Origin of the sequence: Phaeobacter sp. QD34_24 (genome assembly GCF_028890115.1) — a bacterium.
In the GTDB taxonomy this organism is placed as follows: domain Bacteria; phylum Pseudomonadota; class Alphaproteobacteria; order Rhodobacterales; family Rhodobacteraceae; genus Phycobacter.
In genome coordinates, this window is record NZ_JARCJD010000001.1 from 210,105 (window position 1) to 230,657 (window position 20,553).

A 20,553-nucleotide genomic window follows, 5' to 3' on the forward strand; every position below is an offset into this window, starting at 1 on the left:
GTGAACCTTCAGGCAGGGACAGCGCGCAGAGCCAGGGCATCTTCCAGGACAGACAAGACCGCCTCACGCGGGACATCCGATGTCACGAAAGCCGAGCCGATCCCGCGCGCCAGGATGAACTTGATCTTGCCATCGACCACCTTCTTGTCCTGCCCCATCAGGTCCAACAGCGCCTCTGCCCCCGGCAGATCGCCCGGAATATCGGCCAGATCCGCCTTCATGCCCATCGCCTTCAGATGCGCGCGCACCCGGCTTGGGTCTTCTTGGCTGCACAGGCCCAGACGCGAGGACAGTTCGAACGCCAGCGCACAGCCGATCGCCACGCCTTCTCCATGCAGCAGCCGATCGGAATAGCCCGTCGCCGCCTCGAATGCGTGGCAGAAGGTATGCCCCAGGTTAAGCAGCGCGCGATCCCCCTGTTCGGTCTCGTCCCGCTCCACAATATCAGCCTTCATCTGCACCGAGCGCGCCACCGCTTCGACCCGCGCGGCCATGTCACCGGCAGCCAGGGCCGGACCCTGCTGTTCCAGCCAGTCGAAGAATTCCGCATCACCCAGAAGCCCGTATTTCACCACCTCGCCGTAGCCGGCCAGGAAATCGCGGGCGGTGAGCGTGCCCAGAACCTCGGTATCGGCCAAGACCAGCGAGGGCTGGTGAAAGGCGCCGATCAGGTTCTTGCCCTGGGGCGCATTGATGCCGGTCTTACCGCCGACGGAGCTGTCCACCTGGGCCAGAAGCGATGTCGGGATCTGCACAAACCGCACCCCGCGCCGCAGCACGGCAGCCGCGAAACCGGCCAGGTCGCCCACCACACCGCCGCCAAAGGCCACAACGACATCCGAGCGCTCTACGCGTTTTTCCAGCAGCCACTCGACCGCACGGGTGAACTGCGGCCAGGCCTTGGTGCTTTCGCCCGGCGGCAGCGCCAGGGCGTCCATTTCGATGCCTTCCGCGGCCAGGCCCGCGCGCAGGGTATCAAGGTGCAATGCCGCGACGGTCTCATCGGTCAGGACCGCCACCCGGGGACGTTTGAGCAGAGGTTTGATCCGCTGTCCCGCCTGCTGCAACAGGCCGGGACCGATCACCACATCATAGGCGCGATCCCCCAAGGGCACATGTACCACGCGTTCCATCACTTCCACTCCAATACATCCGGTCGCTCCCTCAGGGCGTTCAGCACCCGATCGACCATCTCTTCAATCGAGGCCTTGCCATCGGATTTCACCGTCAGGTCGGCCTTGGCATAAAACGGCACCCGCGCCTCGTACAGGTCGCGCAGCGTTGCCTTGGGATCCTTGGTGCGCAGCAGCGGCCGCGTGTCGCGATGGCGCACCCGGTTCCACAGCACCTCCAGATCCGCCTGAAGCCAGACCGAGGCGCCCCGTTGCGAAATCAGCCTGCGGTTCTCTTCCGCCAGAAAGGCACCACCGCCCGTGGACAGGATCCCGCGTTCCTCCTCCAGAAGGCGCGCAATCACCTGGCGCTCCTTCTGGCGAAAGAACGGCTCACCGTCGCGGGCGAAAATCTCGGGGATAGACATATTGGCGGCGGCTTCGATCTCGTGATCACTGTCGAGAAACGGAACCCCCAGACGCGCGGCCAGGGCCCGCCCAACGGCGGTCTTGCCGGCACCCATCATGCCCACCATCACGACGGTCTTGTTGAGGCGCCCCGGAGCGGGCGCGACCGTCGCTGTCTCTTCTGTTTGCTCTTTTTCGCTCATTCTTCCGTGAATGACGTGATATTATCAAAAAGGCCATATATAACTTGAGCAAAACACAAAGAAGCAGGCAACAGGGACGCTATGGCGCGCTTGATCAAATATCTGTTCTACATCGTCATCCTCGCCGCGATCGGTCTGGTGGCATATGCCTATGTCGGCCCATGGTTCGGCGCCGATTTCAGCGCCCCGACCGAGGAGATTCGCAAGCCGGTGGTGCTGCATGCCGATTAGGCAGCACCTCTTGCTGACTGGGGCTGCCTGCCTGGGTCTCCTTGCAGGCGTGGCCCGGGCCGAAGAACCTTTGACCGTGATCGATTGGCTGGGCCAGCCCGACACCCAGGCCATCCCCGAGACCGTGCTGCTGGAACCGCCGGTGGCAGGCAGTGCCGCTCAGCCGGAAATCGCCGTGGCCCCGCTTGAGGCCCTGCTGCCGCCCATCGGGCTGGTGGCCCCCTCTGCCACCGGCCTGCCGGTCGATCTGTGGCGCGGCAGCGACCCGCACGAAATTGCCCACCTGATCGACCAGGTTCCGGTGCGCAACAGCCCCGCCATGCAATCACTGCTGTTTACGCTGCTGCTGTCCGAAAGCCGACCCGTGCCCGGCGGCGATGACGCCATTTTGCTGGCGCGCCTTGACCGGCTCATGGATCTTGGTGCGATTGACCCCGCCCAGGCCCTGGCAGAGCAGGCCGGGCCGACGGAAAACCCGTCGCGATTTGCCCGCTGGTTCGATGCAACACTGCTGAGCGGAGATGAGGATCGCGCCTGCGCTGCCCTGACCGCCAGCCCCTATCTTGCGCCCGACTACGGCGCCCGCGTGTTCTGCGCTGCACGACGCGGGGATTGGCCAACCGCCGCCCTGATGCTGGAATCCGCCCATGCGCTGGAGCTGTTGCCAGCCGAGCGCCTTGCGGTGCTGGACCGGTTTCTGAATCCGGACATCTTTGAAGGGGCGCCGCTCCTGCCCGCGCCCGCCGCCCCGGATCCGCTGACCTTCCGGCTGTTCGAAGCCATCGGGGAACGGCTTCCAACGGCACCGCTTGCGCGCGTCTTTGCCGCTGCGGACCTGCGGGATATCGCCGGCTGGAAGGCGCAGCTGGAAGCGGCAGAACGCCTGACCCGGATCGGTGCCTTGAACCCCAACCAGTTGCTGGGCCTTTTCACCGCCCGTAGACCTGCCGCTTCGGGCGGGATTTGGGACCGGGTCCGTGCCTTGCAGGAGTTCGAGACCGCCCTGCGGGGCGGCAATGGCCAGCCGCCCGCCACTGGCACCGCGCTGAGCAAGGCTCTAGAGGCGGCCTGGACCGCGGCAAGACACTCTCGGACCGAGGTCGCCTTTGCCGATCTCTTTGCCGCCGACCTGTCCCGCACCCGCCTGCAAGGCCCTGCGGCGGAACGGGCCTGGCACATAAGACTGCTTGCGCCCAGCTATGAGCTGGCCGCCCGCACGCCCCCGTCCGACAGCGCCGAGAACCGGTTTCTTGCGGCACTTGCCCAGGGGCGCCCCGATCAGGAGCAGGCCCCGTCGGACCTGGCCCGTGCAATCGCGGCCGGATTTCAGGAGCAGGCCATTGCGCCCCTGTCGCTGCGCCACCATTTGGATGCCGGTCATCTGGGCGAGGCGATCCTTCGCAGCATGATCCTCTTTGCCCATGGGGCCGAGGGCAATCTTGGCGATCTGACCGCCGCGCTGATCTCCTTTCGCACCCTGGGGCTTGAAGACAGCGCGCGCCGGGCCGCCTTGCAGTTGATGCTGCTGGAGCGGCACTGACATGCCTGCCCCGCCGGATGACCTGACCTGGATCGCCACGTTTCTGGATGCGCAGGCGGCGGATCTGGGGGCCGCGCGCAATACGCTGTTGGCCTATGGGCGCGACCTGAAGGACCTGGCCGCGTGGATGCAGCGGCGCGACACCGGCTTTGCCAGCCTGACCCAGGAGCAGGTCGAATCCTACCTGGTGACCTGTGACGCCGAAGGCCTGTCCCGCGCCACCCGCGCCCGCCGCCTGTCGGCGATCCGCCAGATCTTCCGCTTCGCCTTCGAGGAGGGCTGGCGCGACGACAACCCGGCCATCCAGATCAAGGGGCCCGGTCGCAGCAAGGCGCTGCCGAAGACGCTGGAGGTCATCGAAGTCGACCGCCTGCTGGATGCGGCGCGCCAGACCGGCCGCACGCCAGCGGATCGCTTGCGCAACACCTGCCTGATGGAGCTGCTCTATGCCACCGGCATGCGGGTGAGCGAGCTGGTCTCGCTGCCGGTCTCTGCCGCCCGTGGCGATCCCCGCATGCTTTTGGTGCTTGGCAAGGGCGGCAAGGAGCGCATGGTGCCGCTGTCGCCCCCGGCGCGCGATGCGCTGGCCGCCTGGCTGAAGGCACGCGACGCCGCAGAAGATGACGCCGAAGCCAAGGGCCACAGCCCGTCGCGCTTCCTGTTCCCCTCCCGCAGCAAGGCAGGCCACCTGACCCGGCACCGGTTCTACCTGCTGATCAAGGAGTTGGCCGTCACCGGCGGCGTGGCACCCGACAAGGTGACCCCTCACACGCTGCGCCATGCCTTTGCCACGCACCTGTTGGCCAATGGTGCCGACCTGCGCGCCATACAGGCGCTTCTGGGACATGCGGATATCGCAACCACCGAGATCTATACCCATGTGCTGGATGCCCGGCTCCGCGAATTGGTCCTGGATCATCACCCCCTTGCACGAAGCCCGGTCGGCCTGGATCAGGACTAGTGCAGGGTCCCGACCGCAACTGGCGCCCCGCCCCCTTGAACGAAACCGGTCGGCACCCCATAACCGAAACGACACTTAGATAAACGGAACCTGACATGGAAACCGATCCCTTCACGCTGGACAGTGCCTTCTGGTTCACCGCCGGCTCCATCGTACTGCTGCTGGTCCTGTCCGGGTTCTTCTCCGGCTCCGAAACGGCGCTGACTGCAGCCTCGCGCGGGAAGCTGCGCAGCCAGGCCGACAAGGGATCCCACGGCGCGCAGCGTGCGCTGGCCGTCACCGAAGACAACGAGCGGCTGATCGGCTCGGTGCTCTTGGGCAACAACCTGGTGAACATTCTGGCGACCTCTCTCGCCACGGCGCTGTTCACCCGTGCCCTTGGCGAAAGCGGCGTGGCGCTGGCGACATTGGTCATGACGCTTCTGGTGCTGGTCTTTGCCGAGGTTCTGCCCAAGACCTATGCCATTTCCAACGCCGAAAAAGCCGCCTCTGCCGTGGCCCCTGTGATTGGCGTTCTGGTGACGGTGCTTGCCCCCGTCGTGGGTGCGGTGCGCCTATTGGTGCGCGGTGTGCTGCGTATCTTTGGCGTGCGCATCGACCCCAACAGCCACATCATGGCCGTGCGTGAAGAGATCGCCGGTGCCCTGCACCTTGGCCATTCTGAAGGGGTGGTGGAAAAGGAAGACCGGGACCGGATCCTGGGCGCGCTGGATCTGTCGGACCGTTTTGTCGAAGAGATCATGCTGCATCGCTCCAACATCGAGATGATCGATGCCAATACCGACCCGCAAGCCATCCTGGAGCAATGCCTGACCTCGCCCCATACCCGCCTGCCCGTCTTCAAGGACGAGCAGGAAAACATCATCGGTGTGGTTCATGCCAAGGATCTGTTGCGCACCATGTATGCTCAGATCGGTGGGCCGGACGGCGATGCGGCGGCCTTGCGCGATTTCCAGATCACCTCGGTGGCCAAGCCGCCCTATTTCGTGCCGGAAACCACCACATTGGACGAGCAGATGCGGCAGTTCCTGCGCATGCGCAGCCATTTTGCCCTGGTGGTCGACGAATACGGCGCCCTGCAGGGGCTGATCACGCTTGAGGATATCCTGGAAGAGATCGTCGGCGAGATCACCGATGAATTCGACCCGGCCGAGCAATCCCCCGCCAAGAAGACCCAGGACGGTCATTTCCTGGTCGATGGCGCCACCACCATCCGCGACCTCAACCGGGCAACGGACTGGAACCTGCCCGACGAGGAGGCCAACACCATCGCGGGCCTGGTGATCCACGAGGCGCAGATGATCCCGACCGTGGGCCAGGTCTTCTCCTTCCACGGTTTCCGCTTTGAGGTCACGGCACGCGAAGGCAACCGGCTTACCGGTCTCAAGATCCGGCCGCTGGCATGAACCGGGGCGTAGACGGACATCAGAGCGGCGAGAGGACAGTGAACGGATGACCCGCGCCTGGCGATGGATCGACAGCATTGTGGTGGATCTGTCCCGGCAGATGCGCTGGTCCTTCCTGCCGCCGCTCCTGATCTATTTCGCCTATGGCGCGCAGGGCATCACCTCGGTCGCGGGGGCCTTTTACGTCAAGGAATACCTGGACCTGCCTGCTGCTTTCCTGGCGGGGCTTGGGTTCTGGGTGGGGATCCCTTGGGCGCTGAAGATGCCGATCGGCCATCTCGTCGATCTGATCTGGCGATGGAAATACCTGCTGATCCTGCTGGGAGCTGCACTGATGGCGCTCAGCTATGCCATCATTGTCGCCCTTCTGACCCTGCCGCAGATGATGCAGGCGCTGATGCCGGTCAATGCCTGGTATGTGACCGCAATCATCCTGGCGCCCTGCGGCTTCGTACTGCAGGACGTGGTCGCCGATGCCATGTCGGTCGAGGCCGTCCCGCACCGGGATCGCAGCGGCGCCGAGCTGCCCGCGGAAGAGACCCGCGCGCTCCATACCACCATGCAGACCCTGGGTCGCATGGCCCTGATCGGCGGATCCAGCGCGGCGGCGGCCTTCAACGTGCTGCTGTTTGATGGTGCCGAGGCGCTGCCCCAGGCCGACAAAGGCGCGCTTTATGCCCATGTCTACATGCTGGCGCTGCTGGTCCCGGTCTTGTCACTCTCGGGCGTGGCGCTGGCCCTTGTGCAGCGATTGCGCCGAACAAGGGCGTTGCGCCGTGAAGGATTGGCACAGGCTGAGATCCGCCAGCGGCTGGACCCGCCGCGGGATCCGGTGGAGGTGAACTGGTGGTATTTCATCGGTGGCGGTGCCTTCGTGGCCTTGTCGCTCAGTGTCGGGCTCAGTGATCTTGCCTACGGGCAAGAGGTGATCTTTGCCGGATCCATGGCCATCGTGCTTGTGCTGATGCGGCAGTTGATTGCCGTGCTGACACCGGCGCAGGCGCGCGCGCTGATCGGCACCGCCATCATCATCTTCGTCTACCGCGCCAAACCCCTGAGCGGCCCCGGCACCGGCTGGTTCGAGATCGACGTCCTGGGCTTCGATCCGCAGTTCTTTTCGGTGCTGTCGCTGATCGCCTCGCTGCTGACGCTCGTGGGCATGATCGTGCTGCGCCCAATGATGGCCAACAACTCGATCACCTGGATCGTGATCTTCCTGACCATCAGCGAAGCCATCCTCAGCCTGCCCAATCTGGCGCTTTACTACGGGGTACACGAATGGACCGCAGCGATGACGAATGGTGTCGTCGATGCCCGTTTTATCGCCCTGGTGGACACGGCCGTGGAATCGCCGCTGGGGCAGGTTTCCATGATCCCGATGCTGGCCTGGATCGCGCGCAACGCGCCTTCGGGCCTGAAGGCGACCTTCTTTGCGGTGATGGCCTCCTTCACCAATCTGGCGCTTTCGGCCTCCAGCCTGGGGACCAAATATCTCAACCAGATCTTCGTGGTGACGCGCGAGGTGAAGGACGCCAGCGGTACAGTCACCACCGGAGCCGATTACAGCCAGCTGGGGCCGCTCCTGATCACCGTCACGGTGCTGACGCTGGTGATGCCACTGCTGGCAATCGTGATCGTTCAGAACAGCCGCTTCCGCACCGAAGACTGATCGCCCACTGCGCATGCGACCTGTCCGCGACATGGGGTGTCGCTTTTCCACTGGATTACTGTGCACTTCTGTCCAGAATGGGGTCAAAGCGAAATGCCAGGGAGCAATGTCATGCAAACCACAACCCGTGTCGCGGTCATCGGCGGCGGCGTCGTCGGCTGTTCGGTCCTCTACCACCTGACCAAGCTGGGGTGGTCCGATGTCATGCTGATCGAACGGTCCGAGCTGACCTCGGGCTCTACCTGGCATGCGGCGGGCGGCTTTCACACGCTCAACGGCGACACCAATATGGCGGCGCTGCAGGGCTATACGATCAAGCTCTACCGCGAGTTGGAAGAGATCACCGGCATGTCCTGCGGGCTGCACCATGTGGGCGGCATCACCCTGGCCGACAACCAGGAACGTTTCGACATGCTGAAAGCCGAGCGGGCCAAGCATCGCTTCATGGGGCTGGAAACCGATATCATCGGCCCCGAAGAGGTGAAGAAACTGTCGGAAATCACCAATACCGACGGTATCCTGGGCGCGCTTTATGATCCTCTGGACGGTCACCTTGATCCTTCGGGCACCACCCACGCCTATGCCAAGGCCGCGCGCATGGGCGGCGCCAGTATCGAAACCCATTGCAAGGTCATCGAGACCAACCAGCGCCCCGATGGCACCTGGGATGTGGTCACCGAGAAGGGCACCATCCACGCCGAACATGTGGTCAACGCAGGTGGGCTTTGGGCGCGCGAGGTGGGCGCCATGGCCGGGGTCTACTTCCCGCTGCACCCGATGGAGCACCAGTATATCGTCACCGACGAGGTGCCGGAAATCGCCGCCATCATCGATGCGGGCGGCGAACACCCACACGTGATGGATCCCGCCGGCGAAAGCTACCTGCGCCAGGAAGGTCGCGGCCTCTGCATCGGGTTCTACGAACAGCCCTGCAAACCCTGGGCGGTGGATGGCACGCCCTGGACATTCGGCCACGAGCTGCTGCCGGATGATTTCGACAAGATCGAGGACAGTATCGCCTTTGCCTATCGCCGCTTCCCCGCGCTGGAGCGCGCCGGGGTGAAATCGGTGATCCACGGCCCCTTCACCTTTGCCCCGGATGGCAACCCCTTGGTCGGACCGGTGCCGGGCATGCGCAACTACTGGTCGGCTTGTGCTGTGATGGCAGGCTTCAGCCAGGGCGGCGGCGTCGGCTTGATGCTGGCGCAATGGATGGTCGAAGGCGAATGCGAGCGCGACACCTTCGCCATGGACTGCGCCCGTTTCGGCGACTGGATCACGCCGGGTTATACCCGCCCCAAGGTGGTGGAGAACTACCAGACGCGCTTCTCGGTCTCCTACCCGAACGAGGAGCTGCCGGCCGCGCGCCCCTTCCGCACCACACCGATGTACGACATTTTTGACGGGATGGGCGCGGTCTGGGGCCAGCAATACGGAATGGAAGTGGTGAACTACTTCGCTGAAGGGGATGAGCCGCGCTACGAGACCCCCTCCTTCCGCCGCTCCAACGCATTCGACGCCACAGCGCGCGAAGTAAAGGCTGTGCGCGAGGCGGTTGGCATCAACGAGGTGCATAATTTCGGGAAATACCGCGTCACCGGCCCCAATGCCCGCGCATGGCTGGATCGGATCATGGCAGGCCGTGTACCGCAACCCGGGCGCATCAGCCTGACACCGATGCTGTCCCACAAGGGGCGCCTGATCGGAGATTTCACCATCTCCTGCCTCAGCGAGGAGAGCTACCAGTTGACCGCCTCTTATGGGGCGCAGGCCTATCACATGCGCTGGTTCCAGCAGAACGCAGAGGATGGCGTCACGGTCGAGAATATCTCGGACAGGGTGAACGGCTTCCAGATCGCAGGTCCGAAGGCGCGCGAGGTGCTGCAGGCCTGCACCCGGCAGGATATCTCGGACATGAAGTTCCTGGACGTGCGGCCGATGACCGTCGGCATGGCCGACTGCATCGTGCAGCGGGTCAGCTACACCGGCGATCTGGGTTACGAGATCTACTGCGACCTGCCCAGCCAGCGCGCGCTGTGGAACGTGCTGTGGGAGGCGGGTCAGCCCCATGGCATGAAACCCTTCGGCATGCGGGCGATGATGTCGCTGCGGCTCGACAAGTTCTTCGGCGCCTGGCTCAGGGAGTTCTCCCCCGATTACACCGCTGCCGAGACCGGCCTGGATCGCTTCATCTCCTTCAAGAAGGACGCGGATTTCATTGGTCGTGCCGCTGCCGAGGCAGAACGGGATGCTGGCCCGTCCCGCAGGCTCTGCGCCTTTGAGGTCGACGCCGATGATGCCGATGTCACCGCCTATGAGCCGATCTGGCTGGATGGCACTGTGGTCGGCTTCTGCACCTCGGGCGGCTATTCGCACCATGCGCGGAAATCCATCGCGCAAGGGTTTCTGCCCACCGGCAGGGTGGCAGAGGATCTGGAGGTCGAGATCGAGATCCTCGGCAAGATGCACAAGGCCCGGCTGATCACCACGCCCCTGTTCGACGCGGATGGCGCCCGCATGCGCGGCTAGTCCCTTGAACCGGATGTCCCCGCCAAACCTGCAGGGGCATCGCCTGCGGCGAAAAAACGCTGGCCTTGGCCCGGTCCTTCGCCCAAGATCCCGCCAGATGGTGAACACCTGCCATCTGACGGGGAAAGATCCATGTCACATATCGCGATCCTGCTGCTGGCAGCCGGTGCCTCGTCCCGCATGGGCGGGCGCGACAAGCTGACCGAAGAGGTTGATGGCCAGCCGCTCTTGTCCCTGATGTGCCGCCGCGGGGCACTGACCGGGTTGCCGGTCTATGTCACGGTGCCAAGTGATGCGCATCCCCGCACCGGCCTGACTGGCACGGCGACCACGGTGCCGGTGCCCGACGCCGATGAAGGCATGGCCGCCTCCATCCGGCGTGGCATCGCCGCGCTGCCCGCGGGCACCGAAGGCGTGATGATCCTGCCTGCCGACATGCCCGAGGTGGAAACCCAGGATCTGATGCATGTGGCGGCACATTTTCACGGCGGGGACGGCCCGATTCTGCGGGCCACATCCGAGGACGGTCAGGCAGGTCACCCGGTGCTGTTTCCAAAGCGCTGCTTTGCCGACCTTTGCGAGATTTCAGGCGATCAAGGGGCGCGCCCGCTGTTAAAACGGGACAAGGTGCAATATGTCTCCCTGCCCGCGCGCCATGCGATCACCGATCTCGACACGCCCGAAGCCTGGGCCGCCTGGCGCGCCGCACGCGGCTGAGCCTGCCCGGGCAAGGCCCCATCCGCAGAAAGGCAAACAGCCGCTATCCAAGCATGTCGATCATTCTGGCCCGCATCACAAACTTCTGTGGTTTACCTGTGATGGTCATTGGCAGCTCATCCACGATCCGGATGTGCCGCGGTATCTTGAAATGCGCGATCTGGCCCTGCAACACCGCACGCAGCTCCTCTTCGCTCAGATCCATGCCCGGCTTTGCGATCGCCCAGGCGCAGACTTCCTCGCCGAACCTCTCGTCGGGGATGCCAAAGACCTGGACATCGCTGACACCGGGGTGTCGCATCAGGTATTCCTCGATCTCGCGCGGGTAGATGTTTTCGCCGCCCCGGATAATCATGTCCTTGACCCGCCCGACAATGGAGCAGAATCCGTCCTGATCGAACACCGCAAGATCTCCGGTATGCATCCATCCATCCACGATGCTCTCGGCGGTTTTCTCCGGATCCTCCCAATAGCCCTTCATGACCGAATAGCCACGGGTGCACAGCTCACCCTGTGTCCCGACCGGCACGACATGTCCGTCCGCGCCGATGATCTTCACTTCAAGATGCGGGTGAACCCGGCCAACCGTTTCACAGCGTTTGCCGGTGGGATCATCCACGAAGCTCTGGAAGGACACCGGCGAGGTTTCCGTCATCCCGTAGCAGATGGTGACCTCCTTCATGTTCATCTGTGTATTGACGCGCTGCATGACCTCTACCGGACAGGGGGCGCCCGCCATGATGCCGGTGCGCAGGTTGGAAAGATCGCGCGGGCTGTCTTCAAGGTTTTCCAGCATCGCCACAAACATGGTCGGCACCCCGTAAACAGCGGTGCAGCGCTCCTTGGCCAGCACATCAAGCGTCTGGGCCGCATCGAAGCCTTCGCCGGGAAAGACCATGGCCGCCCCCTTGCTGACCGCGCCCAGCACCCCCATCACCATGCCGAAACAGTGATAGAGCGGCACCGGGATTGCCAACCGGTCCGTCTCGCTCAGGTTGATACGGTCCGTCACAAAGCGGGCATTGTTGACGATGTTGTAATGAGACAGCGTTGCGCCCTTGGGCATCCCCGTCGTGCCGGAGGTGAACTGGATATTGATGGCGTCATCGGGGTCGAGGGTCCTGTCGATCTCGGAAATCCGCAGTTGCTGGGCCGGGCCACCAAGTTTCCTGAGCTCGGCAAAGGAATAGGCACCGGGGCCGGGGTGATCATCCATCAGGATGACACTGCGCAAATGGCGCAGTCTTGCAGACTGAAGGCGCCCCGGCTCGCATGAGTCCAGTTCCGGGGCCAGTTGCCGGATCATGCCTGCGTAATCGGAGCTCTTGAAGGACTTGGCCGCGATCACAGCCCTGCAGGCGACCTTGTTCAATGCGTATTCCAGCTCGCCCAGCCGGTACGCCGGGTTGATGTTGACCAGCACAAGCCCGACGCGTGCGGTGGCAAACTGGGTGAGCACCCATTCGAACCGGTTGGGCGACCAGATCCCGACGCGATCCCCCTTTTCCAGGCCAAGCGCCAACAACCCGGAGGCCAGCTCGTCCACGGCGCGGTCCAGATCATAATAGCTCAGCCGAAGGTCCTGTTCGGGAAAAATCGCAGCCTCCCTCGGGCCAAATCGCGACACCGCTTCGCGCAACAGCTGCGGTATGGTGATATAGGCCAATGACGGCTGTAACGGTCCCTGGACATAGGACTGGCCGTCTTGCGGGGCGGTCGTGCCGACCAAGGTTTCGGTCCTGAAATCCCAATCGGATATGCGCGCCGCCTGGCTTTCACTCAGGATTGACATGTCGATCCTCCCTTACATGTTTCGCCAATCGCCCGATTGTTCGAATGCATCCGCCGCCTGGTAGATCTTCATCTCGCCATAGTGTGGTCCGACCAGCATCATGCCGATGGGCAGCCCTTCGCTCAGCCCGCAGGGGATGCTCATGGCAGGCAGGCCGCCGTTGAAGGGCGCGGTGTTGGGAACCATTTCAAAGGCCCGCTGCACATAGAGGCTGAGCGAACAATCGGCCGGCGGATGGGGTTGCGGCTTGATCGGCAGGGTCGGCATCAGCAGGAGATCGTACCGCTTGAGCGCCGCCATGTAGCGTTCGTTGCACAGCCGCATGATGTTCTGGGCCTTGCCATAGAAGCGACCCCGGTACTGCCGTTGAAAATGCTCTCCCACGAACATGCAGGCCTTCAGCGAATGGCTCAACTCATCCGCGCGCCCCTGCCATTGCGCCATGTGATCGGTCATCGAGGGCAGGAACAGCCCCTTGTAGTTGGTGCCGGTGGAATTGCCCCACATCATGCCGTCCTGAAGCCCCTCTAGCGTGATCGCGGTCCAGGCATCCATGGCCGTGTGATGCTCGGGGATGGACACTTCCTCGACACGCGCACCCAGCTCCCGGAACCGCTCGGCGGCCTGCATGACCTTGGTATCCACGTCGAATTCCGAATTCTCGTGGGCAAATCCTTCCTCGAGAATGCCGATGCGCAGCCCTTGCACACCGCGCCCGAGCGCCTCGGTATAGCTGTAGACGGTGGGCTTGCACTGGCGCGGATCCAGACCATCCGCACCGGCCAGAACCTCCAAGAGCAAGGCATTGTCGGCCACGGTGTTAGTCACGGGGCCAAGGTGATCGATGGTCTGTTCGATCGGCATCGCGCCCGTGTATGGCACAAGCCCATGCGTGGGTTTCATCCCGTAGACACCGCAATTCGAAGCCGGGATGCGGATCGAGCCGCCCTGATCCCCGGCGATGGCCATATCGACCTCTCCGGCGGCCACCAAGGCAGCCGAGCCCCCCGAGGAGCCGCCCGCCATATATCCCCGCTTCCAGGGGTTGTGGATCTGCCCCTTGGCATTTGTATGCGATCCCCCCGACAGGCAGAAGTTTTCACAATGCGCCTTGCCGACAATGACCGCCCCGGCATCCAACATGCGCGTCACGATGGTGGCGTCGATCTCTGGCGTGTAGCCTTCCATGATGGACGAGCCATTCATCATCGGCACGCCGGCCAGGCAGATGGTATCCTTCAGCGCGATGCGTTTGCCGCGCAGCTTACCATCCGGCGCGCCGCGCACTTCGGTTTTGACATACCAGGCGTTCAGAGGATTTTCGGTCTGGTTCGGGAAATGACCGGGACTGCGCGGGTAGCGCACCTCAGGGAGGTAGTCCGGCATCGCGTCCAAGCGATCATAGGCCTGCATGTAGGGTTCGATGATCTCGCGGTATTCTTCCAGATCCTCATCCGAAAGGCTCATCCCGAACCGGCTGGCCATATCGCGCATCTGCGCCAGTGTCGGTCGTTTTATTGTCATGTTCGTCACCACGCTTGCGGCAGCCGGTTCAATCGCGGGCATTGCCTGGGGTTTCAATTGGATATGTGAGGCGGCGGAGTCGGTCCGGGGGCGGTTGCCGTGACCACGGGTTGATCGGGCCGCTCCGAAACCAAGAAACTGATCAACTTTGGCCTGGTCGGAAAGATCCGCCTTGCTCAACTCTCCGGTGATGCGGCCCCGTTCAAGGACAAGCACCCGGTCCGAAAGGTCTGAAATGAAGTCGAAATTCTGCTCGACCAGCAGGATCGAAAGCCCGCGGTTTTGGCGCAGGGTAAGCAGTGTTTCGCCCATTTCCTCGATGATCGAGGGCTGGATGCCTTCGGTCGGCTCATCCAACAGCAGGAAATCCGGATCTCCCATCAGGCAGCGGGCCAGCGCCAACAATTGCTGCTCCCCACCAGAAAGCGCGCCGCCTTCGCGGTCCATGAGCGGGCGCAGGCGCGGAAAATCCGACAGCACGCTTTCCATGACATCGTGCTCGGAGGCTCCGGCGTACTCGTGCCAGGCGAAGCGCAGATTGTCGCGCACGGACAACTGCGGGAAGATGCCCCTGCCCTGCGGCACATAGCCCAGACCAAGCCCGGCTCGCTCGAAGAGAGGCATGCCGGTGATGTCACTCGCGTGAAACCTGATCGTGCCGGACCCGGCGGGCAGGAACCCCATCAAGGTCTTCAACAGCGTGGTTTTCCCCATGCCATTATGGCCGAGGATCCCGACGACTTCATTTACGGCAACAGCGAATTCGATCCCGTGCAGGATCGGCACCTTTCCGTATCCGCCTGAGAGGCCTTTGACGGCAAGAATTTCGGGTTCGTCGTCGCGCATCTCAGGCCTTCTTTCCAAGATAGACGTTGCGCACCATTGGGTCGGACATGACCCGGTCCACATGATCTTCCATCAACACTTCTCCCTGGTGGAAAACCGTCACCACCTCGGCAATGGAGCGAATAAACTGCATGTCATGCTCGACGATGATGATCGCGGCGGTCTTGTTCAGTTCGTGAATGATCGCGGTCATGCGCTCCACGTCTTCGGCGCTCATGCCGGCCGCGGGTTCGTCCAGCAACACCAGCCAGGGATCCCCGACGGCAACCAGACCCAGCTCGACACGCTGGCGTTCGCCATGCGCCAGCCGCCCCAAATCGTCGCGGGCGATCGCCCCCAGGGCCAGGCGTTCGATGATCTCCTGCGTCTTGCGGTTGGCCTCCTGTGGCTCATGAAACCGCCGGGCTGCCAGCCAGATGTTTTCAAAGACGCTCAGACTGTCCATGACGTTGGGTGTCTGGGTCTTGATGCCGACACCCAGGGAGGCAATCTGATGCGGCATCCAGTGCGTGGTCTCGACCCCACGCATGTAGACCTCGCCTTCGGTTGGCGTCTGCAACCCCGTCACGCATTTGAAGAAGGTGGATTTGCCCGCCCCATTCGGGCCGATCAGGCAGCGCAGCTCGCGGGCGCGGAGTTTGAAGTCGACGTTATTGGCCGCGACCACACCGCCAAAGCGCATTGTCAGTCCCTGGGTTTCAAGAACAAGTTCAGCCATTGCGATGCTCCCGGTTTCGCATGCGCCGTTGCTGGTGAATGCGCCCCAGGGGTCGGCGGCCAAAGCTCACCTTCCAGAGGTCCGCCAGCGCCGGAACGACGCCTTTGGGCAGGAAGAGCACGAACAGCACCAGGATCAGCCCAGTGATCAGCGTGTTGTCCACCACGGCCTGCTGCCCCAGAAGGAACTTCAGATAGGCCAGACCGGCGGCTCCCAGAACCGGACCCAGCCGCGTTCCCAGACCGCCGACGATACACCAGATGATGATCTCGGCCGATTGGCCCAGGGAAAACAGGTTCGGCGTGACAATCTCTGCCCAATTCGCAAACAGCGCGCCGGCCAACCCGGCGATGGCAGCGCCGGTGGCAAACAGCAGGGTTTTCCGGGCGCGCACGTCATAGCCCATCAGCGACATGCGGGTTTCGTTTTCCCGGATGCCGACCGCGATGCGGCCAAAGCTGGATCTCAGCAAGGCCGTCACCAGGAAGAAGACCAGCCCCAACAGAACAGCGCAGACATAGAAATAGCTGTCACCCCAGATGTAGGCATCGGGGTCTCCGGGGACGTTCAGGGTCTGGAAACCGGGGATGCCGTTGAACCCGCCCAGCCGCGCGGTTCCGATCACATACTGCGGCCCGGCGGTGGAGTTGATGAACTTGAACAGGATCAGGGTCACAACCAGGGTGATGACCCCGAGGTAGACATCATTCAGCCGCCCGTAGAACATCATGGCGCCCAGAAGCGCTGCAAAGAGGCCCGGGACCAGGACCGCCAGGATCATCGGGACCGTGCTTTCGCCCAGGTTGATCGCGGCAATGGCGTAAGTATATGCGCCGAGGCCAAAAAACGCCGCTTGCCCGAAACAGAGGATACCACCGAAGCCCCAGATCAGGCCAAGGCTCAGGCCCAGCATCCCGTAGACGATCAGAACCGTCAGCGTGTAGGTGCCGATCAGCAGCGGCATCACCCAGATCAGCACAGCCGTGACCAGGATGATCTTGACGGCGTCTTGTGAGAGGCTTCCCTGCATCAGAGCTTCCCCTTGAAGAACTTGCCGGTGATGCCCTGCGGCAGAAGACGCAGCAGAACGACAGCCGCAACCAACAAGGCGACTTCACCGATGACCGGCGAGACAGCGAAGGTGAAAAACTGGTTCACCACGCCGAAGAAACCGGCGCTGGAAAAGAGACCGGCAATCAGCGACGGCCCGCCCGCGATCACCGTGATGAAGGCCTTGGCGATATAGGCGCCACCCGATGTCGGCACGAGGCCAACCAGCGGGGCCAGCACGGCCCCCGCCATCCCGGACAGCGCCGAACCGAAAAAGAAGGTCGCCATGTAGATACGGTCGGGGCTGTAGCCCAGGGCCGCCGCCATGTCGGCCCGCTGCATGGCGCCGCGCGCGATCAACCCCGCGCGTGTTGTCTTCAGGATCAATAGCATCCCGACCAGCAACAGCACCGCGACCACGATGATGAAGAAATTATAGCCGTTGATCTGATAGTTGCCGATGGCGAACCCGGGGATCGGTGTTGAAATCCCGGTTGTCGTATTGCCAAAGATCATCGTGGCCAGGCCGATGAAGAACAGGCTCAACCCCCAGGTCGCCAGCATCGTATCGACCAAGCGTCCGTAGAGATGCCGGATCACCAGCCGCTCGACCGCGAGCCCGATCAGCCCCACGACGATTGGCGCGATCACCAGCATCGCCAGAAAGATGTTCACACCAAGGTTTACGGCGGTGATGGTCGCATACCCGCCCATCATCATGAACTCGCCGTGGGCAAGATTGATCACTTTCATCATGCCGAACACGACCGCAAGGCCCGCGCTGACAAGGATCAAGGAGGCAACCGCGTAGAGCATTTCGACAAGAATGACGACGGACAAATCCATTGGCGCGAGATTCCGTTGAAAAGAGAGATCTATGGGATGGTTGCGCGGGGCAAGAACACCCCGCGCGCGATCTGAGGACGCGATCAGATCTCGATTTCGTACTGCGTGTTGTCGCCCGGATTGGCAGCAAGATCGCAGACAGCCTGGGTATCGACCGGCTGGCGCTGGGGCAGCGTTTCGATCACCTTCATACCCTGGTTTACGAATTCCATGATATGGACATCCAGAACCGCGTGGTGCGTTTTGGGATCAACCGTGACCTTGCCGGCCGGACCCTCGATCGACAGGCCGGATTCCAGTGCGGCAATCAACGCGTCACGATCCAGGGACCCCGCCTGGCGCACCGCTTCCGCCCAGGTCAGCACGCCCTGATAGTTGGACACGGCGATTTCATGGATCAGGTTGCTATCGCCATAGGCTGCAGCCCAGCGTTCCTTGAAGGCGGTGTTGGCGGGGGTATCGAGCTCCTGGCTGTAGTTGTAGGCGACCATGATGCCGTTGCCCTCTTCCGGGGTCAGAACTTTATGTTCGTTGCCCACGCCGAGGGTGGTGGAGGCCAGCGGGATCTTGTCCTTCATGCCCGCCGCCGCCCATTGGCGGAAGAAGCTGAGATGCGCACCACCCACCAGCGGCGCGATCACCAGATCGGGGCCAACCGATTGGATCTTGGCGATGGTCGAGCCAAAGTCGCTGACGTCCAGCGGGAAGAAATCGACGCCCACGGTTTCACCGCCATTGTCGGCCACGAATTTCTGAATCCAGCGCGCGGTGATCTGCCCGTAGTTATAATCGGCGGCGAGGATGTAGACCTTCTTGCCCGACTTGCCCATGGCATAGGGCACCAGCGCTTCGACCTGCTGGGCCGGGGTCACACCGTTGATGAAGATGTTGCGGTCACAGACACCGCCCTCGTAAAGGACGTTGTAGAAATAGGGTGTTTTTGTCTTGCGCATCGTCTGGCGAATGGCCTCGCGAGACGCGGACAGGATGCCGCCATGCACCACATCCACCTTGTCCTGGCGGGTCAATTGCTGGGCATATTGCGAATAGAGCGCCATATCTGATTGCGTGTCATAGGCGGCGATCTCGACCTGCTTGCCCAGCAGGCCTCCGGCTGCGTTGATTTCATCAACAGCCAGGCGCATGGCCATATCCATCGGCTTGCCATAGGCATCGAAGATGCCGGATGTATCGAGGATCGAGCCCAGCTTGATGGTATCGGCGGCAAGGCTGACGCGCGGCAGCGTAGAGGCACCAGCAAGGGCTGCTGTACCGGCTAAAAAGGTGCGGCGGTTCAATGACATATCAATTTCCTTCCTGTTGTCGTTCCGGTTGGGGGCTGGACGGTTTTTCCGTCACTTTTCGGTTTTTGGTTTGTCTTTGATCCGGTTGGCGTAATCAGCGGTGCGCCCGGCCAGATTGGCATCGAAATCAAGCCCGATCTCCTCGCCCATCTGTTTCATCGCGGGCAGACGGACGGCCATGCCAAGGATCTGCTCCATGGCCGAGCCAAAGGCGCCATCAACCCCTTCACCCGTGCCAGCGCCACCTCCGACGCCTGAAATCTGGTTGATCCGGATCGAGTCGATCTTTTCGACCGGCTTCATCATCTGCGTCATGATTTCAGGCAGCCGGTCCAGCTTGCGCTCTTCCAGGCGCATCCGGATGACAGCCTCACCCAGCGTGTTTTCAGCCTGGTTCAGCGCAACGCGGCCTGCGGCCTCTGCCTCCATCCGGGCGCGTTCCACTTCGCTGGCCTTGGTTTTCACGGCTGCATCGGCCTTGGCCTTTTCCAGAAGCGTCTCGACATCGCGCCGGACCTTGGCGCCCTCCAATTCCAGCTCCTTTTCCTGGTTCAGGCGGGCGATCTCACGTTGCCGTTCGGCAATGGCACGTTCTTTCTGGGCCTGCACGCTTTCGGCGGCTAGGATGACCTTGGCCTTGGCGGTTTCTTCCTCGGCGCGCGCCTCGGCTTCCTGGGCGCGTTTCCTCGCGATCAGGATATCATTCTCGATCTTCTCTTCTTCGAGCGTCCGGATGGCTGTCATCTCGGCTTTGCGCAGGGCCTCGTCGGTTTCTACCTGCGTTGCCTTCATGCGTTTTTCGTTCTCGATGCGCGTGGTTTCGCTGGCGAGCCTGGCTTCATCGCGCGCCCTGGCCTCGCGGGATTTCGCATCCGCTTCGAGTTTCGCGAGATGCTCCTGCTGTGCGATTTCTGCCTCGCGCTCGGCGCGCTGCAGTTCCAGCTGCCGCTGATGCTGCGCCAGGTGGCTTTCGCGCACCGCGACCTCGGCTTCTGTTTCGATGCGGATACGCTCCTTGCGCTGCTCGGCGACCAATTCCGCCAGTTGCCGCATGCCCTGCGCGTTGAAGGCATTGTTCTCGTTCCACTGGCCAAGATCGCTCTGATCCACTGCAATCAGCGACGCCGACACCAGCGTGAGACCCAGTTTCTGAGCCTGCGCTTCGATGGCCTCGGCCACATCGGCGGAGAAGCCGGAGCGGTCCAGGTGAATCTCTTCCAAGGTGCGAATGGCCGCTGCACGCTGGATGGCATCCACAAGCGAACCGGCAAAAACATCCCGGACCGTTTCGCCGCCTCGGGCGATGCGTGCGCCCAACGCCTGCGCCGCCGTTGCAATGCCTTCCTCTGTCGGGGCAACGCGCAGCTCGAACTCGAACTGCACATCAGCGCGCATCTTGTCCCGTGTCAGCACCGCATCGCGCCCTACGCGGCTGATGCTGAAACTCAGCGCCCCCATGGAGACTTTCTGAACCTGATGCAGGATTGGCAGAGACAGGCAGCCCCCGTCGGTGATGATCCGGCGGCGCCCGAAACCGGTGCGCACCAGCGCAGTGTCCAGGGTCGCCTTTGCGTAGTATCTTTGCAGAAACCAGATCGCGATCAGCGCAACAACAACCAGCAGAACCAGCAGGATAACCCAAGCCAAGGCATTTCTCCCCATTTGACCGATCGTCAGGCCCGCTGGCCCGCAATCCA

The 20,553-nt window shown here is 62.8% G+C and carries 16 protein-coding genes; 7 read left to right on the plus strand and 9 right to left on the minus strand.

Annotation, left to right across the window (positions count from 1 at the left end; genetic code table 11):
- Window positions 1-8: 8 nt before the first annotated feature.
- Window positions 9-1,133: a 3-dehydroquinate synthase gene (gene aroB / locus PXK07_RS00975; protein WP_274846312.1), complete on the minus strand. Its 1,125-nt coding sequence runs from the start codon at window positions 1,131-1,133 to the stop codon at window positions 9-11.
- Complete coding sequence (locus tag PXK07_RS00980; RefSeq protein WP_274846313.1) at window positions 1,133-1,723, minus strand: shikimate kinase; 591 nt, start codon at window positions 1,721-1,723, stop codon at window positions 1,133-1,135. Before PXK07_RS00980 ends, aroB begins: the two co-directional genes overlap by 1 nt.
- 81 nt (window positions 1,724-1,804) lie before the next feature.
- Here PXK07_RS00980 and PXK07_RS00985 point away from each other — a divergent pair, with 81 nt between their 5' ends.
- The 7 genes from PXK07_RS00985 (at window position 1,805) to PXK07_RS01015 (ending at window position 10,776) form a co-directional block, all read left to right on the plus strand.
- Entirely contained in the window at window positions 1,805-1,954 is a 150-nt protein-coding gene (locus PXK07_RS00985; RefSeq protein WP_274846314.1) for a hypothetical protein, read from the plus strand.
- A complete protein-coding gene (locus tag PXK07_RS00990) occupies window positions 1,944-3,494 on the plus strand; it encodes a hypothetical protein (RefSeq protein ID WP_446728336.1) in 1,551 nt (516 codons plus the stop codon). The genes PXK07_RS00985 and PXK07_RS00990 overlap by 11 nt, the downstream gene beginning before the upstream one ends.
- Before the next feature lies 1 nt (window position 3,495).
- Complete coding sequence (locus tag PXK07_RS00995) at window positions 3,496-4,455, plus strand: site-specific tyrosine recombinase XerD (RefSeq protein ID WP_274846316.1); 960 nt, start codon at window positions 3,496-3,498, stop codon at window positions 4,453-4,455.
- A 95-nt stretch (window positions 4,456-4,550) separates the two neighbouring features.
- Window positions 4,551-5,861 (plus strand): HlyC/CorC family transporter, encoded by a 1,311-nt coding sequence (locus PXK07_RS01000; RefSeq protein WP_274846317.1) that lies wholly within the window; start codon window positions 4,551-4,553, stop codon window positions 5,859-5,861.
- Between the two features lie 46 nt (window positions 5,862-5,907).
- Window positions 5,908-7,530, plus strand: coding sequence for a hypothetical protein (locus tag PXK07_RS01005; RefSeq protein WP_274846318.1), 1,623 nt, complete (start codon window positions 5,908-5,910; stop codon window positions 7,528-7,530).
- 111 nt (window positions 7,531-7,641) lie between these two features.
- Window positions 7,642-10,059: a GcvT family protein gene (locus tag PXK07_RS01010; RefSeq protein WP_274846319.1), complete on the plus strand. Its 2,418-nt coding sequence runs from the start codon at window positions 7,642-7,644 to the stop codon at window positions 10,057-10,059.
- A 132-nt stretch (window positions 10,060-10,191) separates the two neighbouring features.
- Window positions 10,192-10,776, plus strand: a complete 585-nt coding sequence (locus PXK07_RS01015; RefSeq protein ID WP_274846320.1) for a nucleotidyltransferase family protein — start codon at window positions 10,192-10,194, stop codon at window positions 10,774-10,776.
- 43 nt (window positions 10,777-10,819) lie between these two features.
- Here PXK07_RS01015 and PXK07_RS01020 read toward each other — a convergent pair whose 3' ends face one another.
- The 7 genes from PXK07_RS01020 to PXK07_RS01050 all read right to left on the minus strand — a co-directional run bounded on the left by PXK07_RS01020 (window position 10,820) and on the right by PXK07_RS01050 (window position 20,503).
- Window positions 10,820-12,568 (minus strand): AMP-binding protein, encoded by a 1,749-nt coding sequence (locus tag PXK07_RS01020; protein WP_274846321.1) that lies wholly within the window; start codon window positions 12,566-12,568, stop codon window positions 10,820-10,822.
- A 12-nt stretch (window positions 12,569-12,580) separates the two neighbouring features.
- Complete coding sequence (locus PXK07_RS01025; RefSeq protein ID WP_274846322.1) at window positions 12,581-14,938, minus strand: amidase; 2,358 nt, start codon at window positions 14,936-14,938, stop codon at window positions 12,581-12,583.
- Window position 14,939: 1 nt separating this feature from the next.
- A complete protein-coding gene (locus tag PXK07_RS01030; protein WP_274846323.1) occupies window positions 14,940-15,656 on the minus strand; it encodes an ABC transporter ATP-binding protein in 717 nt (238 codons plus the stop codon).
- Complete coding sequence (locus PXK07_RS01035) at window positions 15,649-16,686, minus strand: branched-chain amino acid ABC transporter permease (protein ID WP_274846324.1); 1,038 nt, start codon at window positions 16,684-16,686, stop codon at window positions 15,649-15,651. The genes PXK07_RS01030 and PXK07_RS01035 overlap by 8 nt, the downstream gene beginning before the upstream one ends.
- Entirely contained in the window at window positions 16,686-17,552 is an 867-nt protein-coding gene (locus PXK07_RS01040; protein WP_274846325.1) for an ABC transporter permease subunit, read from the minus strand. Before PXK07_RS01040 ends, PXK07_RS01035 begins: the two co-directional genes overlap by 1 nt.
- Before the next feature lie 83 nt (window positions 17,553-17,635).
- A complete protein-coding gene (locus PXK07_RS01045; RefSeq protein ID WP_274846326.1) occupies window positions 17,636-18,856 on the minus strand; it encodes an urea ABC transporter substrate-binding protein in 1,221 nt (406 codons plus the stop codon).
- Window positions 18,857-18,907: 51 nt separating this feature from the next.
- Window positions 18,908-20,503 carry a flotillin family protein gene (locus PXK07_RS01050; protein ID WP_274846327.1) on the minus strand — a complete coding sequence of 532 codons (1,596 nt, stop codon included), beginning with the start codon at window positions 20,501-20,503 and terminating at the stop codon, window positions 18,908-18,910.
- Window positions 20,504-20,553: the final 50 nt, after the last annotated feature.

Bases quoted from the DNA above. Each gene is read 5' to 3' on its own strand.
- PXK07_RS01000 (WP_274846317.1), top strand. From the start codon at position 4,551: ATGGAAACCGATCCCTTCACGCTGGACAGTGCCTTCTGGTTCACCGCC.
- PXK07_RS01010 (WP_274846319.1), top strand. From the start codon at position 7,642: ATGCAAACCACAACCCGTGTCGCGGTCATCGGCGGCGGCGTCGTCGGC.
- PXK07_RS00980 (WP_274846313.1), bottom strand. From the start codon at position 1,723: ATGAGCGAAAAAGAGCAAACAGAAGAGACAGCGACGGTCGCGCCCGCT.
- PXK07_RS00985 (WP_274846314.1), top strand. From the start codon at position 1,805: ATGGCGCGCTTGATCAAATATCTGTTCTACATCGTCATCCTCGCCGCG.
- PXK07_RS01040 (WP_274846325.1), bottom strand. From the start codon at position 17,552: ATGGATTTGTCCGTCGTCATTCTTGTCGAAATGCTCTACGCGGTTGCC.
- PXK07_RS01015 (WP_274846320.1), top strand. From the start codon at position 10,192: ATGTCACATATCGCGATCCTGCTGCTGGCAGCCGGTGCCTCGTCCCGC.
- PXK07_RS01030 (WP_274846323.1), bottom strand. From the start codon at position 15,656: ATGGCTGAACTTGTTCTTGAAACCCAGGGACTGACAATGCGCTTTGGC.
- aroB (WP_274846312.1), bottom strand. From the start codon at position 1,133: ATGGAACGCGTGGTACATGTGCCCTTGGGGGATCGCGCCTATGATGTG.
- PXK07_RS01020 (WP_274846321.1), bottom strand. From the start codon at position 12,568: ATGTCAATCCTGAGTGAAAGCCAGGCGGCGCGCATATCCGATTGGGAT.
- PXK07_RS01005 (WP_274846318.1), top strand. From the start codon at position 5,908: ATGACCCGCGCCTGGCGATGGATCGACAGCATTGTGGTGGATCTGTCC.
- PXK07_RS01025 (WP_274846322.1), bottom strand. From the start codon at position 14,938: ATGCGCGACGACGAACCCGAAATTCTTGCCGTCAAAGGCCTCTCAGGC.
- PXK07_RS01045 (WP_274846326.1), bottom strand. From the start codon at position 18,856: ATGTCATTGAACCGCCGCACCTTTTTAGCCGGTACAGCAGCCCTTGCT.
- PXK07_RS01035 (WP_274846324.1), bottom strand. From the start codon at position 16,686: ATGCAGGGAAGCCTCTCACAAGACGCCGTCAAGATCATCCTGGTCACG.
- PXK07_RS00990 (WP_446728336.1), top strand. From the start codon at position 1,944: ATGCCGATTAGGCAGCACCTCTTGCTGACTGGGGCTGCCTGCCTGGGT.
- PXK07_RS00995 (WP_274846316.1), top strand. From the start codon at position 3,496: ATGCCTGCCCCGCCGGATGACCTGACCTGGATCGCCACGTTTCTGGAT.